The sequence below is a fragment of the Paenibacillus agilis genome (assembly GCF_007786455.1).
GTDB lineage: Bacteria > Bacillota > Bacilli > Paenibacillales > Paenibacillaceae > Paenibacillus_B > Paenibacillus_B agilis.
The window spans coordinates 3,644,971-3,662,858 of the sequence record NZ_VNJK01000001.1 but is presented as its reverse complement, the minus strand read 5'-3'; the positions used below and the strand labels follow the sequence as shown (position 1 = coordinate 3,662,858).

The following is a 17,888-nucleotide window of genomic DNA, read 5'->3' as shown; positions in this document are numbered from 1 at the left end:
GTGTTTCAAGTTCACACGCGAGTTTGTCAAGCACGGCATCTCGCTGGAGGAGGAGCATTGTGAAGTTGCTGGAGCTCATTGGCTTGCCGATCTATGATATTACGACAGGACAAAGAGTATCTAAAGTCAAAGATATATGGATATCGGCACAATGGAAGCTGACTCATCTGGAATTGGAAGAGGGCGGCATGTTCCGCCGTCATGCTGCTGTTATTCATTGGGAGCAGCTTGCGGCTTGTGGTGAAGATGCCGTGTTTATTCCGAGTGCATCTGTCATTGAGCGTGGAGAAGAGATAGTGGAGCAGCAAGAGTGGTCATTTTTATACGGTTCAAGGCGATTGAAGGACATTCCATTGCTAACGCTAGAGGGAACGCAGATAGGCTGGGTTGCTGATGTTTATTTTCAGGCAGATATGGGCAATACGATAATAGGACTGGAAATTACAGACGGATTAATATCCGACCTTCTGGAAGGAAGGCAGCGCATTGATGGAACAAGCCGGATGCAGATAGGAGAACATGCGATTCTGCTTCATGACCTCAAGCCAGAGCACCAATAGAGTGGCTGTAATCCCTAATGCGCAATATTATAGGGACGGAATGGTGAACATATGCTGCAATGCCCGAACTGCAACTCGAAAGACATCGGCAAAATAGGTGCTCACCAATTTTACTGCTGGGGATGCTTTATTGAACTAACAGTGAATGGTGAGAAAATGTCGGTCTATCAAGTAGAGGAAGATGGAACACTCAGCTCACTGGATGATCTCTTTTTCGGTGATGAATGGACAGATAATGCGTATACAGGGGCACCAGCCTCTACATAAGCTAACAAGCAAGACCTGATTGCTCTTATGCAGTCAGGTCTTTTGTTGTTTAATTTTGTAATTTCAGGTGTGACATAATACATATTGTGATCTTCATTATGCATGCATACTATATATAGTGTGCATAAGAAGGGGCGGGATATAGATGACCACTTTATTTACTTCTAAAAAAGAGTCGTTTTCAGCGGGAACTGTACACCAATCTAAGTCAGTTCATCGCTTTCAGACAGCTCATAAAATAGCAAACCAGCAACAACTAGATCAGAAAAAGTTGATTACAGCCTTGGATGATATCGTAGATGGTTCTGATCAAGACTTGATGCAAGAAAATGCGAACGTCGACGGACGCTCACCAATGGGGATTATGGGGAAAATGGCCAGTGAAAGCGCGCGTTGGTATGCGATGCATCACCTGCTTACGGCTGAGACCAGAGAAGCAATGGAAAGTAATCTGCTGTATCCACATGATCTAGATTATTATGCAACAGGAACGACGACCTGCTGTCAAATTCCGCTCGGACAAATGCTGCGTGGTGGATTTAACACAGGACATGGACATATGCGTGAACCTAAGGATATTAAAAGCGCGATGGCACTGGCTTCCATCATTATGCAGGCGAATCAGAATCAGCAGCATGGCGGTCAAGCTTATCCGATGTTCGATTATGATTTGGCTCCTTATGTAGAGAAGACCTATAATCGTCATGTCATTTTGCTAGAACAGTTACCTCTTACTGATCCGGGGCAAGTTGGGTCGCTTGCGTGGCAGTGGACAGAACGAGATGTTTACCAAGCTTGTGAAGCCTTCATTCACAATTCAAACTCGATGCATTCACGCGGCGGCGGACAAGTTCCTTTCATTTCAATTAATTACGGAACGGACACGTCTGCCTTTGGACGATTGCTAGTCAAGCAGTTGCTGCTGGCTACTCAGGCAGGTCTTGGCAATGGAGAGACGCCAATTTTCCCAATTCAAATATTTAAGTTAAAGTCCGGAATCAGTTTCGACGTTGGTGATCCGAATCGGGATTTGTATGAATTAGCACTGGAGACAACGGCTAAGCGACTGTTTCCGAACTTTGCATTTTTAGATTCACCATTTAACGCTCAATATGATGACGGTACACCAGAATCTGAAGCTTGCTATATGGGATGTCGAACTAGGGTAATGGGAAATGTGAACGGAAAAGAGACTGCATTAGGCCGTGGTAACTTATCTTTTACTTCGTTAAATCTCGTTCGGCTTAGTTTGCTTTCGGATAATGTGGAGCACTTTTTCTCGATGCTGGACAAGTTGATAGGTATCGCGGAGCGGCAGCTGATAGAGCGTCTTCAATTCCAAAGTAAGAAGCGTGCTAAAGATTTTAGCTTTCTTATGCGACAGGGAGTTTGGCGCGGAAGTGAGCAGTTAGCGCCAGAGGATGAATTGGTGGATGTGTTGAAGCAAGGAACGCTGGGCGTTGGCTTTATTGGTCTTGCAGAGGCATTGACGCAATTAGTAGGCAGTCATCATGGTCAGTCGGAATCATCTCATGAGCTGGGGCTGCAAATTATTCGCCATATGCGTAAGCGGATGGATGAGACGGCAGAGCGAACGGGCTTGAATTTTTCTCTTATTGCTACTCCAGCAGAAGGTCTCTCAGGAAAGTTTGTGAAGAAAGACCGTATTGATTTTGGGATTATCCCTGGAGTGACAGATAGACAGTACTATACAAATTCGTATCATGTACCCGTTTATTACAACTTGAAGGCATTTGATAAAATTCGCATAGAGGGACCTTTCCATGAATTGTGCAATGGCGGACATATTACCTATGTCGAGTTGGATGGTGCGGTAGCGGGCAATATAATGGCGCTCGACCGGCTTGTGCGGGCGATGGCAGAGCACCATATCGGCTATGGCTCTATTAATCATCCTGTGGATCGCTGTCGCAGTTGCGGATATCAAGCGATCATTCATAGTGAATGTCCGGTTTGTGGAGCGCCAGAGGCAAATATCGAGCGAATACGGCGGATTACAGGCTATTTGGTTGGGAATATGAGCAAATGGAATCGGGCGAAGCAAGCGGAGGAGCAGGAGCGGGTGAAGCATCAATGAGCTTGCGCGTATTGTCATTTGTACATGATAGTGTTGTAGACGGTGAAGGATTACGCTCGGTTATCTTTTTGAGTGGATGTCCACATCGCTGTGTTGGATGCCATAATCCGCAGTCATGGAATATGCAGGCTGGCGAAGTGCTTAGTGTAGAGGAAGCAGCAGCTGAACTCCTGTCCAATCCGCTTAGCGATATCACTTTATCTGGCGGAGAGCCGTTTCTGCAGGCGCGTGAAGTAAAAAGATTAGCACGAATTCTCCGTGAGGCGGGACGTAACATTTGGGCGTATACGGGATATACGTTGGAATATATAAAGCAAAGTGGAACCAAAGATATGAATGAGCTGTTGACCTATATCGATGTGCTGGTAGATGGGCAGTTCTTACAAGAGCGAAGACGACCGGAATTGCGTTTTCGCGGCAGCGACAATCAACGAATTTGGAAGTTGTCCAATGGAAATCCTGACGGATTATTTTTGGTGTAGTTGACATATACTCTACTGTGAATGCATGTCCCGATGGAGTGTGAGAAGCAGTGGAGCGTTTGTTAAAAAATAAATTGTTCGTATACGGCATTTATATGCTTCTCGGTTTGCTTATTTTGTATATGCTGTATTTGCTACGACCAGTTATAGGACATTTGTATACGTTTTTTAAGGCAATCTTTGCTCCTTTCTTTATTGCTATGATCATTGCTTATGTACTTAATCCGATCGTTTCGTTGTTAAATGATCGCAAAGTACCGCGTACGATTGCGGTGCTGCTCATCTATGCGGTATTTATTTTCTCTGTTGTCGTTATTCTTATGAATGCAATTCCGATGTTGTTGGCGCAGCTTGAAGGGCTGAATCAGCAGATGCCGCAGTTAAATGCGAAGGCAGAGCGATTTATGAGTGGACTTAGTCAGTCTTCCTTAATGCCTCCAACGCTGAGGACGGGTATGAATGAATGGATGTTTATGCTGGAACAGCGGATGAGCAAAGGCATTACTCATTTTATAGACAATATTGGTGCAACGATTAATATGCTGTTTGTTGCATTAATCGTCCCGTTCCTTATTTTTTACATTTTGAAAGACTTCGAGGTGTTCGAACGAACGGTAGTGGCTTATGTGCCTAGAAGCCATCGCAAGCATTTTGTCATGATGTTCAAAGATATTGATGCTGCACTCGGAAGCTATATTCGTGGTCAATTTCTCGTGTGTGTCATAATCGGGATGCTGGCCTATATCGGCTATTGGATGATTGGTATGCCTTATGCGCTGCTTTTGGCTTTAATGGTGGCGATATTTAATATTATTCCGTATTTAGGTCCTTATTTTGGAGCGGCTCCTGCTCTGATTGTTGCCTCAACTATTTCATTTAAGATGATGCTGATGGTTATTGTCGTAAATACGGCTTGTCAAATATTAGAGGGAAACGTGATCTCTCCACAGGTCGTAGGCAGAACGCTGCATATGCATCCGTTGTCCATCATTTTCGCTTTGCTCGTAGGTGGCGAAATCGCTGGGGTCGTCGGTTTAATATTGGCAGTACCTGTCTTCGCAGCGTTGAAGGTTGTGCTCCAACATGTATTTACTTATTTCGTAAGGCGTAGGACGTTGTAACGCTCAATTACTACTTCTTACTACTTGCATAGCGTACAGGCTTCAAATATGAAGGGGAAAAAGCTGTTCGTATTGTCGAGCAGCTTTTTTTGCTGTGAGTTGCCGATCATTCATTTTGATTGCTTTTGGGTGGGTAAGGGGATAGAAATGCTCGTCCTGACAGCGATGTGACAAATTGACACCAATTTTTTGATGAAAAAGCACAACAAAATGAAATTTAATTCGTCTATATAAGTTACAAGAAATATTTGTAAATGTGCGAGGAGTGAAATATGTAGTGAAATTATTAAGATCATGCTTCGTGTACGCAGTATCTGCTTTGATGGTATTGCAGCCACTTGCTGCTTCTGCCGCATCAAATGAGCAGACAAACGCCAATGCGGAACAGCTGCCGTCCAATAATTCCTCTATGAATACATCCCCAGAAATTGCTTCAGTAGGACCAGTGGCAAATAGTTGGAAGGCGGTACGTTTAGTCAACATGGCTCCAGCGAGAGCTGCACAACAGGTGAGTACGCGGCCAGTACTTCAGCTTACTTTCGATCAGGCGATTGTAAAGGGGAATGGCGAGCTGGCGATTCGAACTTTGATGGGAGATGATGTAGAAAGAATTCCTGTCAGTGATGCTCGCGTTAAAATAACGAACAACAATCGATCTGTCGAATGGCATGTGGGGACAACATTAAATCCAGATACAGAATATACAGTATGGATGGATTATGGTACTTTCCGCAGCAACGTCGGTGACTTTGTAGGAATCTATGATCGAGATTGGGTGTTTAGGACACAAGCTGGCAGTGATACTTCTCCGCCTGTACTTAGCCAAGCTGCAATGAGAGACAATGTCGTAACTCTCGTCTTTTCAGAAAGGCTTAAGCCTGTAACTTTAGCAGCCTTACAGCAATTCCATGTATATCGTAATAATCAACCTCTAGGTTTAAGCAGCCTCTCTTCCAATTCTAACATCGTGACCATCCAACTTAAGCAGCAAGCACATTATAATGATAGCATTACGTTAAGTTATAATTCTGGCCAAGCGCCGTTAGAGGATATAGTAGGAAATCGCCTCGCGCCATTAGTAAACGTACCTGTTTTGTATGGTGCGCATACACCTGGGCAGCCTGGCAAGCCTGATGCCCCTGGCAAGCCAGGAGTACCGGGAACACCAGAGCAGCCCGGTAAGCCAGGGAATCCGGGTCAACCCGGGAAGCCCGGTGTCCCAGGCGGGCCGACTGTTCCAGGCAAACCACCCGCTAATCCAGGAAGTCCAGGTGGGCCAGGCGGAGTACCGGGTACGCCAAGTAACCCGGGTAACCCAAGTACACCTGGTCAGCCAAACACACCAGGGGCAGGTAATCGTCCAGCGCATATTACGGATACACCCTACGAGTGGTTGCTGGAACATGGTATTTATACGCTGAATCAGAACTCAGCCGCTAAACAACCGGCACAGTCTCCGTCTCATATTAGTGTAATGCCGAGCAACCGCTATGCACTCAACAAGGATCATTTCGCTTCCGCATTTGATTATGCAGCAAAGAACAGCGCTGCTAAACACGTTATATATGAAGTCCCAGTTACAGAGAACAGTGGACTCATCGTCATTCCGCTGCAAGTTCTAGAAACGTCAGCCAAGCAAGCTAGCGGGGTAAAGTTTTCACTTAAATACAAAGATACGGTTTATACACTTCCGCTAAATAATCTGAATTACACTGGTATTCGAACTGAATGGGCAAATGACTCTTCGATATGGGTGGCTATTCATGTGGAAGAAGACCCAACTTTAACTAAGTTGACTCAGAAGCTTAGTCAGCTCAGTGCACGCCAGCTTATCAGTCCTCATAAGTTTTCATTGTACTCCTTTGTAGATGGAAAGGCGCCGCGTAATATTGCAGCAGATGTGCAGCATGCGTACCGACTAACATCTGTCTACCATCCCAAATATTTATCCGCGATCCAGTACGACTCCAGTGTTGATCGCATTTTATATACAGCAAATACAATCAAAGTAGAGCGTGGAATTACAATGGTGAAGTTCGCTGGTAAGTCCAATATTAGCGCTGCATTAGCAGAGCGCAATAAGTCCTTCCATGATGCGCGCTCACATTGGGCGCGTGCGTCCATTGAGACACTTGCCTCGAAGTTTATCATTGAAGGAACATCAAATGACCGCTTCTCTCCAGAGCAAAAGCTGACACGCGCACAATTTGCCGTGCTGCTCGCTCGTTCTTTTGGATTGAAGCCTGATCATTCTGGGGCAACGCAATTCCGTGATATTAGTGATTCACATCCGATGGCAGGCATGATAGGGGCAGCTTCTAGAGCAGGCATTATTAGCGGCTATAGCGATGGCACGTTCCGTCCAAGTCAGACGATTACTCGTGAACAAATGGCGATGATGCTTGTGCGTGTCATGAATGCCGCCGGACAACCGCTGACAGAAGGCGGTACAGCTGTTGAGAAGTTCTCGGATCGGAACCATATAAGCTCCTATGCGAAGCGGGATGTGGCCAAGGCGGTTGATGCGGGACTGATATCGGGGCTTAACGCTAAAACATTTGCACCGCAAGGTCATGCTACTCGTGCGCAAGGTGCGGTTATGCTGCAACGCGTGCTTCAAGAGGTCGGTTATTTAACGAGTTCTTCTCCTGGAGGAAGTCGCTAATAACGGGGTTTGACAACGTTCCTTTAGCTAATTATACTAAATAATTAACAATACTTTTATTGGTCAAAATATTGGTCAAAACGTAGATGAAACCGAGTAAGCTGCAGCCCTTGGTCCAGAGAGAAGATTCCTTATATGGCAAAGTACGCTGTATAGAGGCTGTAAGAATCTTCACCATGAAGTGCCGCTGAACGCTAGTTACGGAGTGTGAATGAACTTCACCGGGTCGAACCCGTTATCAACGACGAGGAGATCGCTTTATGTTTAGTCTTGCATCGTGCTTATTCTATGCAGCTTTAGCTGTGTGTCTAGCATGCAAGCCAAGCGATAACCAGGGTGGTACCGCGATATTTAATCGTCCCTGCATGTCAGGGGCGATTTTTATTTTTTTACACAACTATATGGAACATAACGTCATAGGAGGAATCCTTCATGAAAGCAAGTGACATTCGTGCTAAATGGCTTCAATTTTTCGAGAGTAAAGGACATCACATCGAACCGAGCGCATCGCTCGTACCGCATAACGATCCATCCTTATTGTGGATTAATGCGGGTATGGCACCGCTTAAGCCGTATTTCGACGGACGTGTCATTCCTGACAATCCACGTATTACGAACTCGCAAAAGTGTATTCGTACAAATGACATCGAAAACGTAGGTAAAACACGTCGTCACCATACGTTTTTTGAAATGCTCGGCAACTTCTCTATCGGAGACTACTTCAAGGAAGAAGCAATCGAGTGGGCTTGGGAGTTCTTGACTGATAAGAAATGGATTGGACTTGAAGCTGAGCGTCTATATGTCACCGTATATCCGGAAGACGAGGAAGCATACAAGCTATGGAACGAGAAGATTGGTGTTCCAGCTGATCACATTATCAAAACAGAAGATAACTTCTGGGATATCGGCGAAGGGCCTTGCGGACCATGTACGGAAATTTTCTATGACCGTGGCGAGAAGTACGGAGATCCTAACGATCCAGAAAACTACCCGAGTGGTGAAAATGAACGCTATCTAGAAGTATGGAATGTGGTGTTCACTCAATTCAACCATAACAAGGATGGCAGCTACACGCCGCTTCCGAATAAAAATATCGATACAGGCGCAGGTTTGGAGCGATTCGCTTCCATTTTGCAAGATGTAGATTCGAACTTCGATACGGATTTGTTCATGCCAATTATTGAAGAGACGAGCCGTATTGCAGGCGTGAAATATAAAGAAAATCCAGAATTGGATGTTGCGTTCAAAGTAATTGCTGACCACATTCGTACTGTTGTATTTACAGCTGGTGATGGCGTATTGCCATCTAATGAAGGCCGCGGCTATGTTGTTCGTCGTTTGCTTCGCCGTGCTGTACGCTACGGGAAAATGCTCGGTATGGACCGTCCGTTCATGGTCGAGCTTGTTAAGACGGTTGGCGATGTAATGGGCACTTACTACCCAGAAGTAGTAGAAAAGCGCGAGTTCATTGAGAAGGTAATCAAGAATGAAGAAGAGCGTTTCCATGAAACGCTTGCTGACGGTCTTGCGATTCTTTCTGAAATGGCAGCAACTGCGAAGAAAGAAGGCCATACGCAAATTAGCGGACCTGATGCGTTCAAATTGTATGACACATATGGATTCCCGTTTGATTTGACGGAAGAATATGCGGCAGAGCATGGCTTGACTGTTGATCGTGAAGGATTCGATACAGCGATGGAAGAGCAGCGTGAACGCGCACGTTCCACACGTCAAGTGGCAGAGAGCATGAATGTACAGGGCGGGCCGCTCGCTGACCTTACGACTAAAAGCGAATTCGTTGGTTATGATGAGTATGTAACATCTTCCACGGTGTTAGCGATTATCGCTGATAGTGAGCTAGTTAAGGAAGCGGCTGCAGGTCAAACTTGCCAAGTTATCCTTGATCGTACTCCGTTCTATGCGGAGAGCGGTGGACAAGTAAGTGATACGGGCGTACTGACAGGTTCAGGTCTCGTTGCGCGTGTTGAAAATATGAAAAAAGCACCGCATGGCCAGCATGTTCATATCGTAACAGTAGAAGAAGGCGTGCTCCGTGAGGGGATGACGATTGAAGCGGCTGTAGCTCGTGCAGAACGCGAAGACATCATCAAGAACCATACAGCTACACACTTGCTTCATCAAGCGTTGAAGGACGTACTTGGCGAGCATGTTAACCAAGCAGGTTCTTTGGTGCAAACAGAGCGTCTTCGTTTCGACTTCACGAACTTGGGCAGCATCAAGCCTGAAGAGTTGGCAGATATCGAACGCCGTGTGAACGAACAGATTTGGAAGGGTACTGCGCTTAAGATTGAGTTGAAATCGATTGATGAAGCGAAAGCAATGGGCGCTATGGCGCTGTTCGGCGAGAAATACGGTGACGTTGTTCGCGTCGTACAAGTTGGTCAATACAGCATTGAGCTGTGTGGTGGCTGTCACGTAAACAATACGTCTGAGATTGGCTTGTTCAAAATCGTAAGCGAGAGCGGAATTGGATCTGGCGTACGAAGAATTGAAGCCGTTACGGGTCGTAATGCGTATCAATATATGGAGGCGCAATTGGATGTGTTGAAGCAAGCGGCGAGCCTGCTCAAGTCCAATGTTTCAGATGTGCCTAAACGTGTAGAAGCGATGTTCGTACGCGAAAAAGAATTAGCACGTGAAAATGAATCGCTACTAGCGAAGCTCTCCAGTATGGAAGCAGGGCAATTGACTGATCAAGTACGCACAGTTGCAGGGGTACAAGTGTTAACGGCACAAGTGAATGCTGGAAGCATGGATGCATTGCGTACGACAGCTGATGAGCTGAAAACGAAGTTGGATCAAGCGGTTATCGTACTTGGTGCTGCAAGTGAAGGCAAAGTTAACTTTGTTGTATCCGTTGCTCCTGAACTAGTTAAACAGGGCTTCCACGCGGGTAAAATGATTAAAGAGATTGCTGCTGCAGCTGGCGGCGGCGGCGGCGGTCGTCCAGATATGGCACAGGCCGGAGGCAAGAATGCCGAGAAGCTGAGCGAAGCGCTTGCGCTCGTTGAGCAGTTGGTAAATCAGCAGGCAGGTGCTTAACGCACCTGTCTGAAATGATGGAAAAGGTATAATTTCTTGTTTTGCCGGGTATGTGTTATGATAAGAATAAAGCGAGGTGTCGACGATGAATTCTATGGATAAGACAATGAAGTTCAATGTGAAGCCAGAAGAGCAAGAGGCATCTAGTCAGGAAATTTTGTTGTCAGTGTATGATGCATTGATTGAAAAAGAATACAATCCAATCAATCAAATCGTCGGTTACCTGCTCTCGGGAGACCCCGCTTACATTCCGCGTCATAACAACGCTCGAAGCATGGTGGGTAAGAAAGAACGCGATGAACTTATCGAAGAGTTAGTTCGTTTCTACCTGAAACACCATCGCTAATTTATCGTGTGTTGGATATACGGCGCACGAACTTGCCATAAGCGGCGGTAGGAGAAGACGATGAAACTGATTGGATTGGATTATGGGGACCGCAAGATCGGTGTCGCAGTGAGCGATGCAATGGGCTGGACCGCACAAGGTGTCGAAGTTATTGTACGCCGCGGCCCAGAGGATGACTTGCGTCGTTTGGAAGCACTCGTGCGTGAGCACGGGGTTGAAGAAATTGTTCTCGGACTTCCGAAGAACATGAACGGCACGATCGGCCCACGCGGCGAAATCAGTATTGCTTTCGCCGAGACATTGAAAGAATCGTTGGGACTGCCCGTTCACCTGTGGGATGAGCGCTTGAGCACCGTTTCTGCTGAGCGGACATTGCTTGAGGCTGACGTTAGTCGCAAGAAACGAAGACAGGTCGTTGACAAAATAGCGGCCACTATAATTTTGCAGAATTATCTCGACTATCAATCTAGAAGGTGAGGGGTTTGAACATGACGAACGATAAACAACAACATGAAGAGCCAGAAATTATCTACATTCCTGATGATGAGGGTAATGAAGAAGAGTTCGAAGTCATCATGAAGTTTGAAGTAGATGGGTCCGACAATAAATACATGATGGTCGTTCCTGTTGAACCTAGTGATGAAGAGGATTCTGAAGAAGTATACGCATTCCGCTATGAAGAAGACGGAGACGACCTGAAGCTGTTCGTTATCGAAGATGAAGAAGAGTGGAATATCGTTGAAGAGACATTCAATACGCTAGTGGATTCAGAGGAGATTTAAGACGTGAGTGAACAGAAACTTCAATTTATCGATCGTATTTCATCGACGTTCGGTACGTCGTTGGAAATGACAGATGAACAAGGTACAAGTCGCATCTTCGACTTGCTTGCGGAATTTCAAATAGAAGCTAAGGCTTATGCTGTCGTTGTTCAAGAAGAAGACGGCGAAATAGATGTACTTCGCATCACGGATAACGCTCAAGGTGTACCTCAGCTTGAGACGATTGAAGAAGATGAAGAGTGGGAGAATGTAATGGAGCTTTACGATGAAGTTGCATTCTCAGATGAGCTTGAAGACGAGAAGTAAGCCTTGATTGTAGATAGTAATCGCACATTGTAATAGTTTGAAAAAGGGCGGGCATACCGCTCTTTTTTCCATGTGGGAGAGTGAAGATATGAAATCAGGACTGAAAATAGTATCTATTCTTTTTCTAGCTGTATTGATTTTAGCGGCTGGCGGAGGTTGGTATGTATGGAGCAGTCTACAGCCAGTGTCGGCGAAAAACGAAGAAGTGCATGTGAAGATTGAAAGTGGCACTGGGCCGTCTACAATTGCACAGCAATTAGAAGAGCAAGGACTTATTAAAAATGCTACCTTTTTTAAAACGTATTTGAAATGGAACGGAGAAGGCAGCAAATTTAAGGCAGGAGAATATGCGTTTAAACCTGGAATGACGTATGAAGAAATTATTGCGAAGCTGAATGGTGGAGAAGTCGTTAAGCAGGAAGGTGTACGCTTTACGATTCCCGAAGGCTTCACAATTGAACAAATGGCGGACAAGCTAGCGAAAGAAGGCATCGTTAAGAAGGACGAATTTTTAACGGCGGCTGCAGAGACAGCGAAGCTGCTGCAAAAAGAAAATTCCACTCCATTCCTCATCCCGCAGGATACGAGCCTTAAACATCCGTTGGAAGGTTATTTATTCCCAGAGACATATGAATTGAAAATTGGCAGCACAGCTCAAGATATCGTCAATCGTATGTTGTTGGAGACGGAGAATCGCTTAACGCAAATTCCGAACTGGGAGCAGCAGTTAAAGGAGCGCGGATTAACGGTTCATGAGTTGTTCACAGTAGCCTCATTAGTAGAGCGTGAAGTTGTTGTTGATGAGGAACGTGCCTTAGTTGCTGGTGTTATCTATAACCGAATTGATGATAAAATGCGTCTTCAAATTGATGCGACCGTCCAATATGCATTGGATAAGCCTAAAGAACGCTTACTCTATAAAGACTTAGAAATCGATAGTCCTTACAACACGTACAAAGTGGACAAGCTTCCACCAGGTCCGATCGCAAGCCCGAGCCTTGCGTCGCTTACTGCGGCATTGGCGCCAGAAGCTTCGGAGTATTTGTTCTATGTGACGAAAAAAGATGGAACTTCGACTCATCTATTTGCCAAAACGTATGAGGATCATCAGAAAAACATTGAAAAAAGTAAAAAGCAATGATCGATAGAAAGCTACCAACCACTGCAATGATTTAGAAAGAATCAAACGTTAAGTATCTAATCGGCTCCCCATTTTAAAAATGCAATGCTATTATGCATGGAATGAGGGGCCGAATTACGGTTATATAGAGAGACATGCTTATGTAATGAGAGGAAAGTGGTGTGAGGATGAGTAAGAAGCCGGAGCTGCTTGTAACAGCAGGCAGTATTACTGAAGTGCAACGTTTACTCCAAGCCGGGGCTAGTGCGGTTCTCGTAGGAGAACCCAAATATGGCCTGCGATTACCAGGGACGATGACCGTTGAGCTTATTGAGGAAGCAATGCCAATCGTGCGCGAGCATCATGCGAAGCTCTATGTGGCAGTTAATCAACTGTTACATAATGATACGATGAAAGAACTGCCTAACTACTTGGCACAATTGGAATGTGCTGGTGTAGATGCAATCGTGTATGGAGATCCTGCGATACTGATGATCGCTAAGGACTCTGCGCCGAATACAAAGCTGTTCTGGAACGCCGAGATGACGTCGACGAACTTTGTAACAGCTCGCTACTGGCAAAAACGCGGCGCAAGTCGCATGGTATTGGCGCGCGAGTTAAATATGGAGCAAGTGCAAGAGATGAAGCGTGAGCTTCCAGATATGGAAGTGGAAGTGCAAGTGCATGGGATGACGAATATATATCATTCCAAGCGTCATCTTCTTCAGCACTACATGCGTCATATTGGCAAAGAGGCTCACCTTGAAGAAGTCGGCATTGAACGAAAGTTATTTTTAATCGAACAGGAACGTCAGGATGAGAAATACCCTGTTTATGAGGATGAACATGGTACTTATGTAATGAGCTCAGATGACGTATGTATTATAGAGGACTTGAAGCTGTTGCTTGAAGCAGGGCTCGATTCATTCAAGATTGAAACACTATTGAAGCCGCTGCATTACAATGAAACGGTCGTTCGTGTATATCGCGAAGCGATTGATAGATATGCAGAGGATCCACAAAGCTACCAATTCAACGAGCAGTGGCTGGAGCGTATCCGAGAGGTGCAAGACCCTGAACGTGAACTATCATTCGGATTTTTCTATAAAGAGCAAATGTACTAAGGAAGGGAGAGCTAAAGGGTATGACAACTACAATGAAGCATGAGCGGAAATACTTTGGCAAGCGTAACCGGCTGGATAAGCCGGAATTGCTAGCTCCCGCAGGCAACCTTGAGAAGCTTAAGTTTGCGATTCATTATGGAGCGGATGCGGTTTACATCGGAGGTCAAAAATATGGTTTGCGTTCAAACGCAGACAATTTTAGCTTCGAGGAAATGCGTGAAGGTGTAGAATTTGCCAATAAATATGGGGCGAAAGTATTCGTTGCGACAAATATTTACGCGCACAATGAGGATATTGAAGGCTTGGAGGACTATCTCCGCAAGCTGGAGGAAGTCGGAATCAGTGCCATTATCGTAGCTGACCCGGCTATTATTGAAACGTCTCAACGCGTAGCGCCTAAGCTTGAGGTGCATGTGTCTACACAGCAATCCGTATCCAACTGGCAAACGGTACAATTCTGGAAAAATGAAGGGGCTCCTCGCGTAGTACTTGCTCGTGAGACGAGCATGGAAGAGATTGCAGAAATTAAGCAGCATGTGGATGTGGAGATCGAGGCGTTTATTCACGGCGCAATGTGTTCCTCCTATTCGGGTCGCTGCGTTTTGTCTAATCACTTTACCGACCGTGATTCCAACCGAGGTGGATGCTGTCAATCTTGTCGCTGGAGGTATGACCTATTCGAGGATGATCGTGCTGATGCAGAGGATATGGAACAGAAGCCTGCATTGGAACCATTCAAGGTAGGAATTACGCAGCTACCATTGTTCCAAGAGGAGCAAAATCCGTTTACGATGAGCTCTAAGGATTTGTGCATGATTGATCATTTGCCTGATCTTGTAGACTCCGGTGTTGATAGCTTCAAGGTCGAAGGACGAATGAAGTCCATTCACTATGTGGCAACGGTTACTAACGTTTATCGTCAAGCAATCGATTCCTATATGGCGGACCCTGAACAGTATCAGTTGAAGCCAGAATGGGTTGAAGAGATGAATAAGGCGGCGAACCGTCCAGTCAATACAGGCTTCTTCTACGAAGAGCCTGATCATGAAGATCATATTTATGAGCCCGAAGAGAAGGCTGTGCCGTATGACTTTGCAGGACTTGTAATCGACTATGATCCCGAGACTCAGCTGGCTACTGTTCAGCAGCGCAATCACTTTAAGCCAGGTACAGAAGTAGAGTTCTTTGGTCCTAAAGGATTCTTCTTCAAGCAGACGATTGAGGCGATCTACGATGAAAAAGGAAATTCACTGGATGCAGCTCGTCATCCATTGCAATATGTCAAAGTGAAGGTCGATCAACCAGTGAAGTACTTTGATATGATGCGCAAAAAGAATCGTTAACAACAAACTGCTGACAGCTCTGCAATAAACTGTTGAACAGAATGATTGAGTTATCAGTAACCATATATTTTTCACCCTTAATCACAGGAATAGGCCCTTGCTTACGAGCAAGGGTTTATTTATTTTTAGGTAAGAAACGACTTTGTGGTGCTGTTTCGGAATGAATTGACATCATTTTTATTAAAAGATCGATTTACTATGAAGGATTTACCAAGCCGGACAACGAACTACATACGACATACGACTTAATACCTAGATTTGCCTATCTGCTTAGGAAGAGGAAGGGGTATAGCGATGCGCTTGAAACGAAAAAAAGATACGAGTCCGTCGTTAATCATGCAGAATAAGGGGGATATTCTGAAATTGAAAGCGCTTAGCTCTGTGGGGATCAAGTTATTCATTATCTTTTTAGTAAGTGTAACGCTGTTAGTAGTGAGTATAGGGTTATTTTCTTATGATCGCTCAAGAACGATTGTAGAGGAACAGTTGTCGTTGTCTCAGCAGCAAACGTTGATTCAAGCGGGGGAAAAGCTTGATTTATTGTTCAACAACAGTGTAAAGCTGTCGAATCAGGTACTCTTTGATAAGCAGCTGCATACGAACTTGTCGAATGTGTATCGTGGAGATAAGAGCAATTCATTCGAACTCTTTGAGCAAACGAAACAAATTGAATCCGAGCTGAAAGGCTACGTATTTGGGAATAACACGCTATTTTCGATGTTCTTTATTCCGCTCGAGAATAACGGTACTCCTATATTTACATCAGGCACACCTTCCGATGCCTTATCTACAGCAAGGGAAAAGGATTGGTTTAAGGAAGCAGTTAACAAGAAGGGTCAGCCGGTATGGATTCCGTCGAGTGCCAAAGGAGTTGCTGAACAAAGTCCGAAGCCTATCTTTTCGATGGCTCGCCTTGTAAATGATTTGAAAACAAATGAACCACAATTTGTTATGGTAATGGAAATATACGTACAATCTTTGGCTGATCATTTGAAGTGGGACCAGAGCCAAGGCGGGTTTATCCAAATTGTAGACACAAAGGGTAAGCTTGTGCTGGATAATGATTTAAGCAAATTAGGACAAGCTCCTGCTATCCAGCTGACACCACAAGATCAAGCGAACTCAGGGAAACAGATTGTGGACAGTGCTGAGCAGGGGGAACTGTTAGGGTCTTATTTTGTTTCACGTGAGACAGGATGGATATTAAATGGATTTACCCCTGTACAATCGATTGTGAAAGAGACCAATTCGATTCGTAATGTTACGTGGATCTCAGTTGGAGTTGGAATCATTGTTGCAGCTTTACTGGGATATTACGTAATGAGAATGGTAGGTAAGCCGCTCAAGCGTCTGCGCGATCTGATGATGGAAGGTGCTGAGGGCAAGCTAGGTCTTCATATGGAGCATCGCTCCAGTGACGAGATCGGACAGCTAAGCACAAGCTTCAATACGATGATGGAGCGCATCAAGGATCTCGTTCAACGTACGGATGAGTCTGCTCAAGCTGTGCTGCTTACTGCCGGGCAGTTGAGTGAAGCTTCGCGCAGTACTGCATCTTCTGCTAAGGAAATTGCGCTGGCTACTGAGGAAATAGCAAAAGGAGCAGCGAGTCTGGCTGTGGAAGCTGAGCGTAGCAATGACTGCAGTGAGCAAACGACGAACAAAATGCAGCAAGTCGTTGAAATGAACGTAGAAATGTTTCATGCGGCGACTGAAGTACAGCAGCAGAGTCAGAGGGGTACTAGCTATATGAATGAATTGAGTACAAAAACCGCTGCTACCGAGCAAATCGTTCGTTCCTTAGTAGCAAAGGTTGATGCACTCAAAGACAGTACACAGTCTGTTCGTCAAATTCTTGATCTGCTCAATCAAATGACGAAACAAACCAACATACTGTCGCTTAATGCAGCGATTGAAGCTGCAAGAGCTGGTGCGGCAGGGAAGGGCTTTATGGTCGTAGCAGATGAGATACGCAATCTTGCGGATCAATCCAAGCAATCCATTGAAGTTGTTGGTCAGATTACAGCAAGCATTCAACGTGAAGTGGATGAAACGGTAACGATGTTAGGAGAGGCTTACCCGATATTCCGTGAGCAGCTTGGGGCAGTGAAGGAAGCGGATATGATCTTCCATGGGGTAGAATCTCAAATGATTGCCCTATTTGAAAGACTAGATTCTGCAACTTCGGCTGTGAATGAGTTGGATGAATCTCAGCGGATAATGACGGAGGCAATGTCTAATGTCAGTGCGGTAGCGGAACAGTCTTCGGCGACGTCCGAAGAGGTGGCTTCACTTAGCAATGAACAGATGCTTGTATCCAACCGTTTGGTGGAGCTTTCAACTGAATTGGAGCAAGTGTCCAATGATTTGCAGGAGAGATTGAAGCAGTTTAGTATCGTTCAACAGTAACATGCTACACTTTGTACCGATTTGAATGAATCGAACTTATAGAGACTGTCCAAAGTCATTGAGAAATGGCAGATGGGCAGTCTCTTTTTGATGGGAGTGTCGTGAAGTAACGAAAATAGGCAGCAAGGATGAAGCCGGGCTGTTTGAGAAGTATTTTAGTAAGAAATACTAGTTACTAGTGAATAAATAAGCCGGTAGTTGC

15 protein-coding genes are annotated in these 17,888 nt (G+C 45.2%); all 15 read left to right on the top strand.

Going from position 1 to position 17,888, the window contains the following annotated elements; translation table 11 throughout:
• The first annotated feature begins 59 nt into the window (after positions 1 to 59).
• The 15 genes from FPZ44_RS16250 (at position 60) to FPZ44_RS16180 (ending at position 17,686) form a co-directional block, all read left to right on the top strand.
• Positions 60 to 560 (top strand): PRC-barrel domain-containing protein, encoded by a 501-nt coding sequence (locus tag FPZ44_RS16250; RefSeq protein WP_144991571.1) that lies wholly within the window; start codon positions 60 to 62, stop codon positions 558 to 560.
• Positions 561 to 611: 51 nt separating this feature from the next.
• Positions 612 to 827 carry a hypothetical protein gene (locus FPZ44_RS16245; protein ID WP_144991570.1) on the top strand — a complete coding sequence of 72 codons (216 nt, stop codon included), beginning with the start codon at positions 612 to 614 and terminating at the stop codon, positions 825 to 827.
• 145 nt (positions 828 to 972) lie between these two features.
• The gene (locus FPZ44_RS16240) at positions 973 to 2,925 is read left to right on the top strand and encodes an anaerobic ribonucleoside triphosphate reductase (protein ID WP_144991569.1); all 1,953 of its coding nucleotides are present in this window, start codon (positions 973 to 975) and stop codon (positions 2,923 to 2,925) included.
• A complete protein-coding gene (gene nrdG, locus FPZ44_RS16235; protein WP_261378394.1) occupies positions 2,922 to 3,407 on the top strand; it encodes an anaerobic ribonucleoside-triphosphate reductase activating protein in 486 nt (161 codons plus the stop codon). Before FPZ44_RS16240 ends, nrdG begins: the two co-directional genes overlap by 4 nt.
• Before the next feature lie 50 nt (positions 3,408 to 3,457).
• On the top strand, positions 3,458 to 4,528 hold the full coding sequence (locus tag FPZ44_RS16230; RefSeq protein WP_144991568.1) for an AI-2E family transporter: 1,071 nt from the start codon (positions 3,458 to 3,460) through the stop codon (positions 4,526 to 4,528).
• 277 nt (positions 4,529 to 4,805) lie between these two features.
• Positions 4,806 to 7,193 (top strand): S-layer homology domain-containing protein, encoded by a 2,388-nt coding sequence (locus tag FPZ44_RS16225; RefSeq protein WP_144991567.1) that lies wholly within the window; start codon positions 4,806 to 4,808, stop codon positions 7,191 to 7,193.
• A gap of 432 nt (positions 7,194 to 7,625) precedes the next feature.
• Positions 7,626 to 10,256 (top strand): alanine--tRNA ligase, encoded by a 2,631-nt coding sequence (alaS, locus tag FPZ44_RS16220; RefSeq protein ID WP_144991566.1) that lies wholly within the window; start codon positions 7,626 to 7,628, stop codon positions 10,254 to 10,256.
• Positions 10,257 to 10,341: 85 nt separating this feature from the next.
• The gene (locus FPZ44_RS16215) at positions 10,342 to 10,602 is read left to right on the top strand and encodes an IreB family regulatory phosphoprotein (protein WP_144991565.1); all 261 of its coding nucleotides are present in this window, start codon (positions 10,342 to 10,344) and stop codon (positions 10,600 to 10,602) included.
• A gap of 60 nt (positions 10,603 to 10,662) precedes the next feature.
• The gene (gene ruvX, locus FPZ44_RS16210; RefSeq protein ID WP_144991564.1) at positions 10,663 to 11,079 is read left to right on the top strand and encodes a Holliday junction resolvase RuvX; all 417 of its coding nucleotides are present in this window, start codon (positions 10,663 to 10,665) and stop codon (positions 11,077 to 11,079) included.
• 11 nt (positions 11,080 to 11,090) lie between these two features.
• The gene (locus tag FPZ44_RS16205; RefSeq protein WP_144991563.1) at positions 11,091 to 11,384 is read left to right on the top strand and encodes a DUF1292 domain-containing protein; all 294 of its coding nucleotides are present in this window, start codon (positions 11,091 to 11,093) and stop codon (positions 11,382 to 11,384) included.
• A 3-nt stretch (positions 11,385 to 11,387) separates the two neighbouring features.
• Positions 11,388 to 11,690: a DUF1292 domain-containing protein gene (locus tag FPZ44_RS16200; RefSeq protein WP_261378350.1), complete on the top strand. Its 303-nt coding sequence runs from the start codon at positions 11,388 to 11,390 to the stop codon at positions 11,688 to 11,690.
• A gap of 88 nt (positions 11,691 to 11,778) precedes the next feature.
• On the top strand, positions 11,779 to 12,831 hold the full coding sequence (gene mltG, locus FPZ44_RS16195) for an endolytic transglycosylase MltG (RefSeq protein ID WP_144991562.1): 1,053 nt from the start codon (positions 11,779 to 11,781) through the stop codon (positions 12,829 to 12,831).
• 167 nt (positions 12,832 to 12,998) lie between these two features.
• Positions 12,999 to 13,934 carry a peptidase U32 family protein gene (locus FPZ44_RS16190; protein WP_144991561.1) on the top strand — a complete coding sequence of 312 codons (936 nt, stop codon included), beginning with the start codon at positions 12,999 to 13,001 and terminating at the stop codon, positions 13,932 to 13,934.
• A 20-nt stretch (positions 13,935 to 13,954) separates the two neighbouring features.
• Positions 13,955 to 15,277: a peptidase U32 family protein gene (locus FPZ44_RS16185; RefSeq protein ID WP_186786076.1), complete on the top strand. Its 1,323-nt coding sequence runs from the start codon at positions 13,955 to 13,957 to the stop codon at positions 15,275 to 15,277.
• A 294-nt stretch (positions 15,278 to 15,571) separates the two neighbouring features.
• A complete protein-coding gene (locus FPZ44_RS16180) occupies positions 15,572 to 17,686 on the top strand; it encodes a methyl-accepting chemotaxis protein (RefSeq protein WP_261378349.1) in 2,115 nt (704 codons plus the stop codon).
• The last annotated feature ends 202 nt before the right edge of the window (positions 17,687 to 17,888 follow it).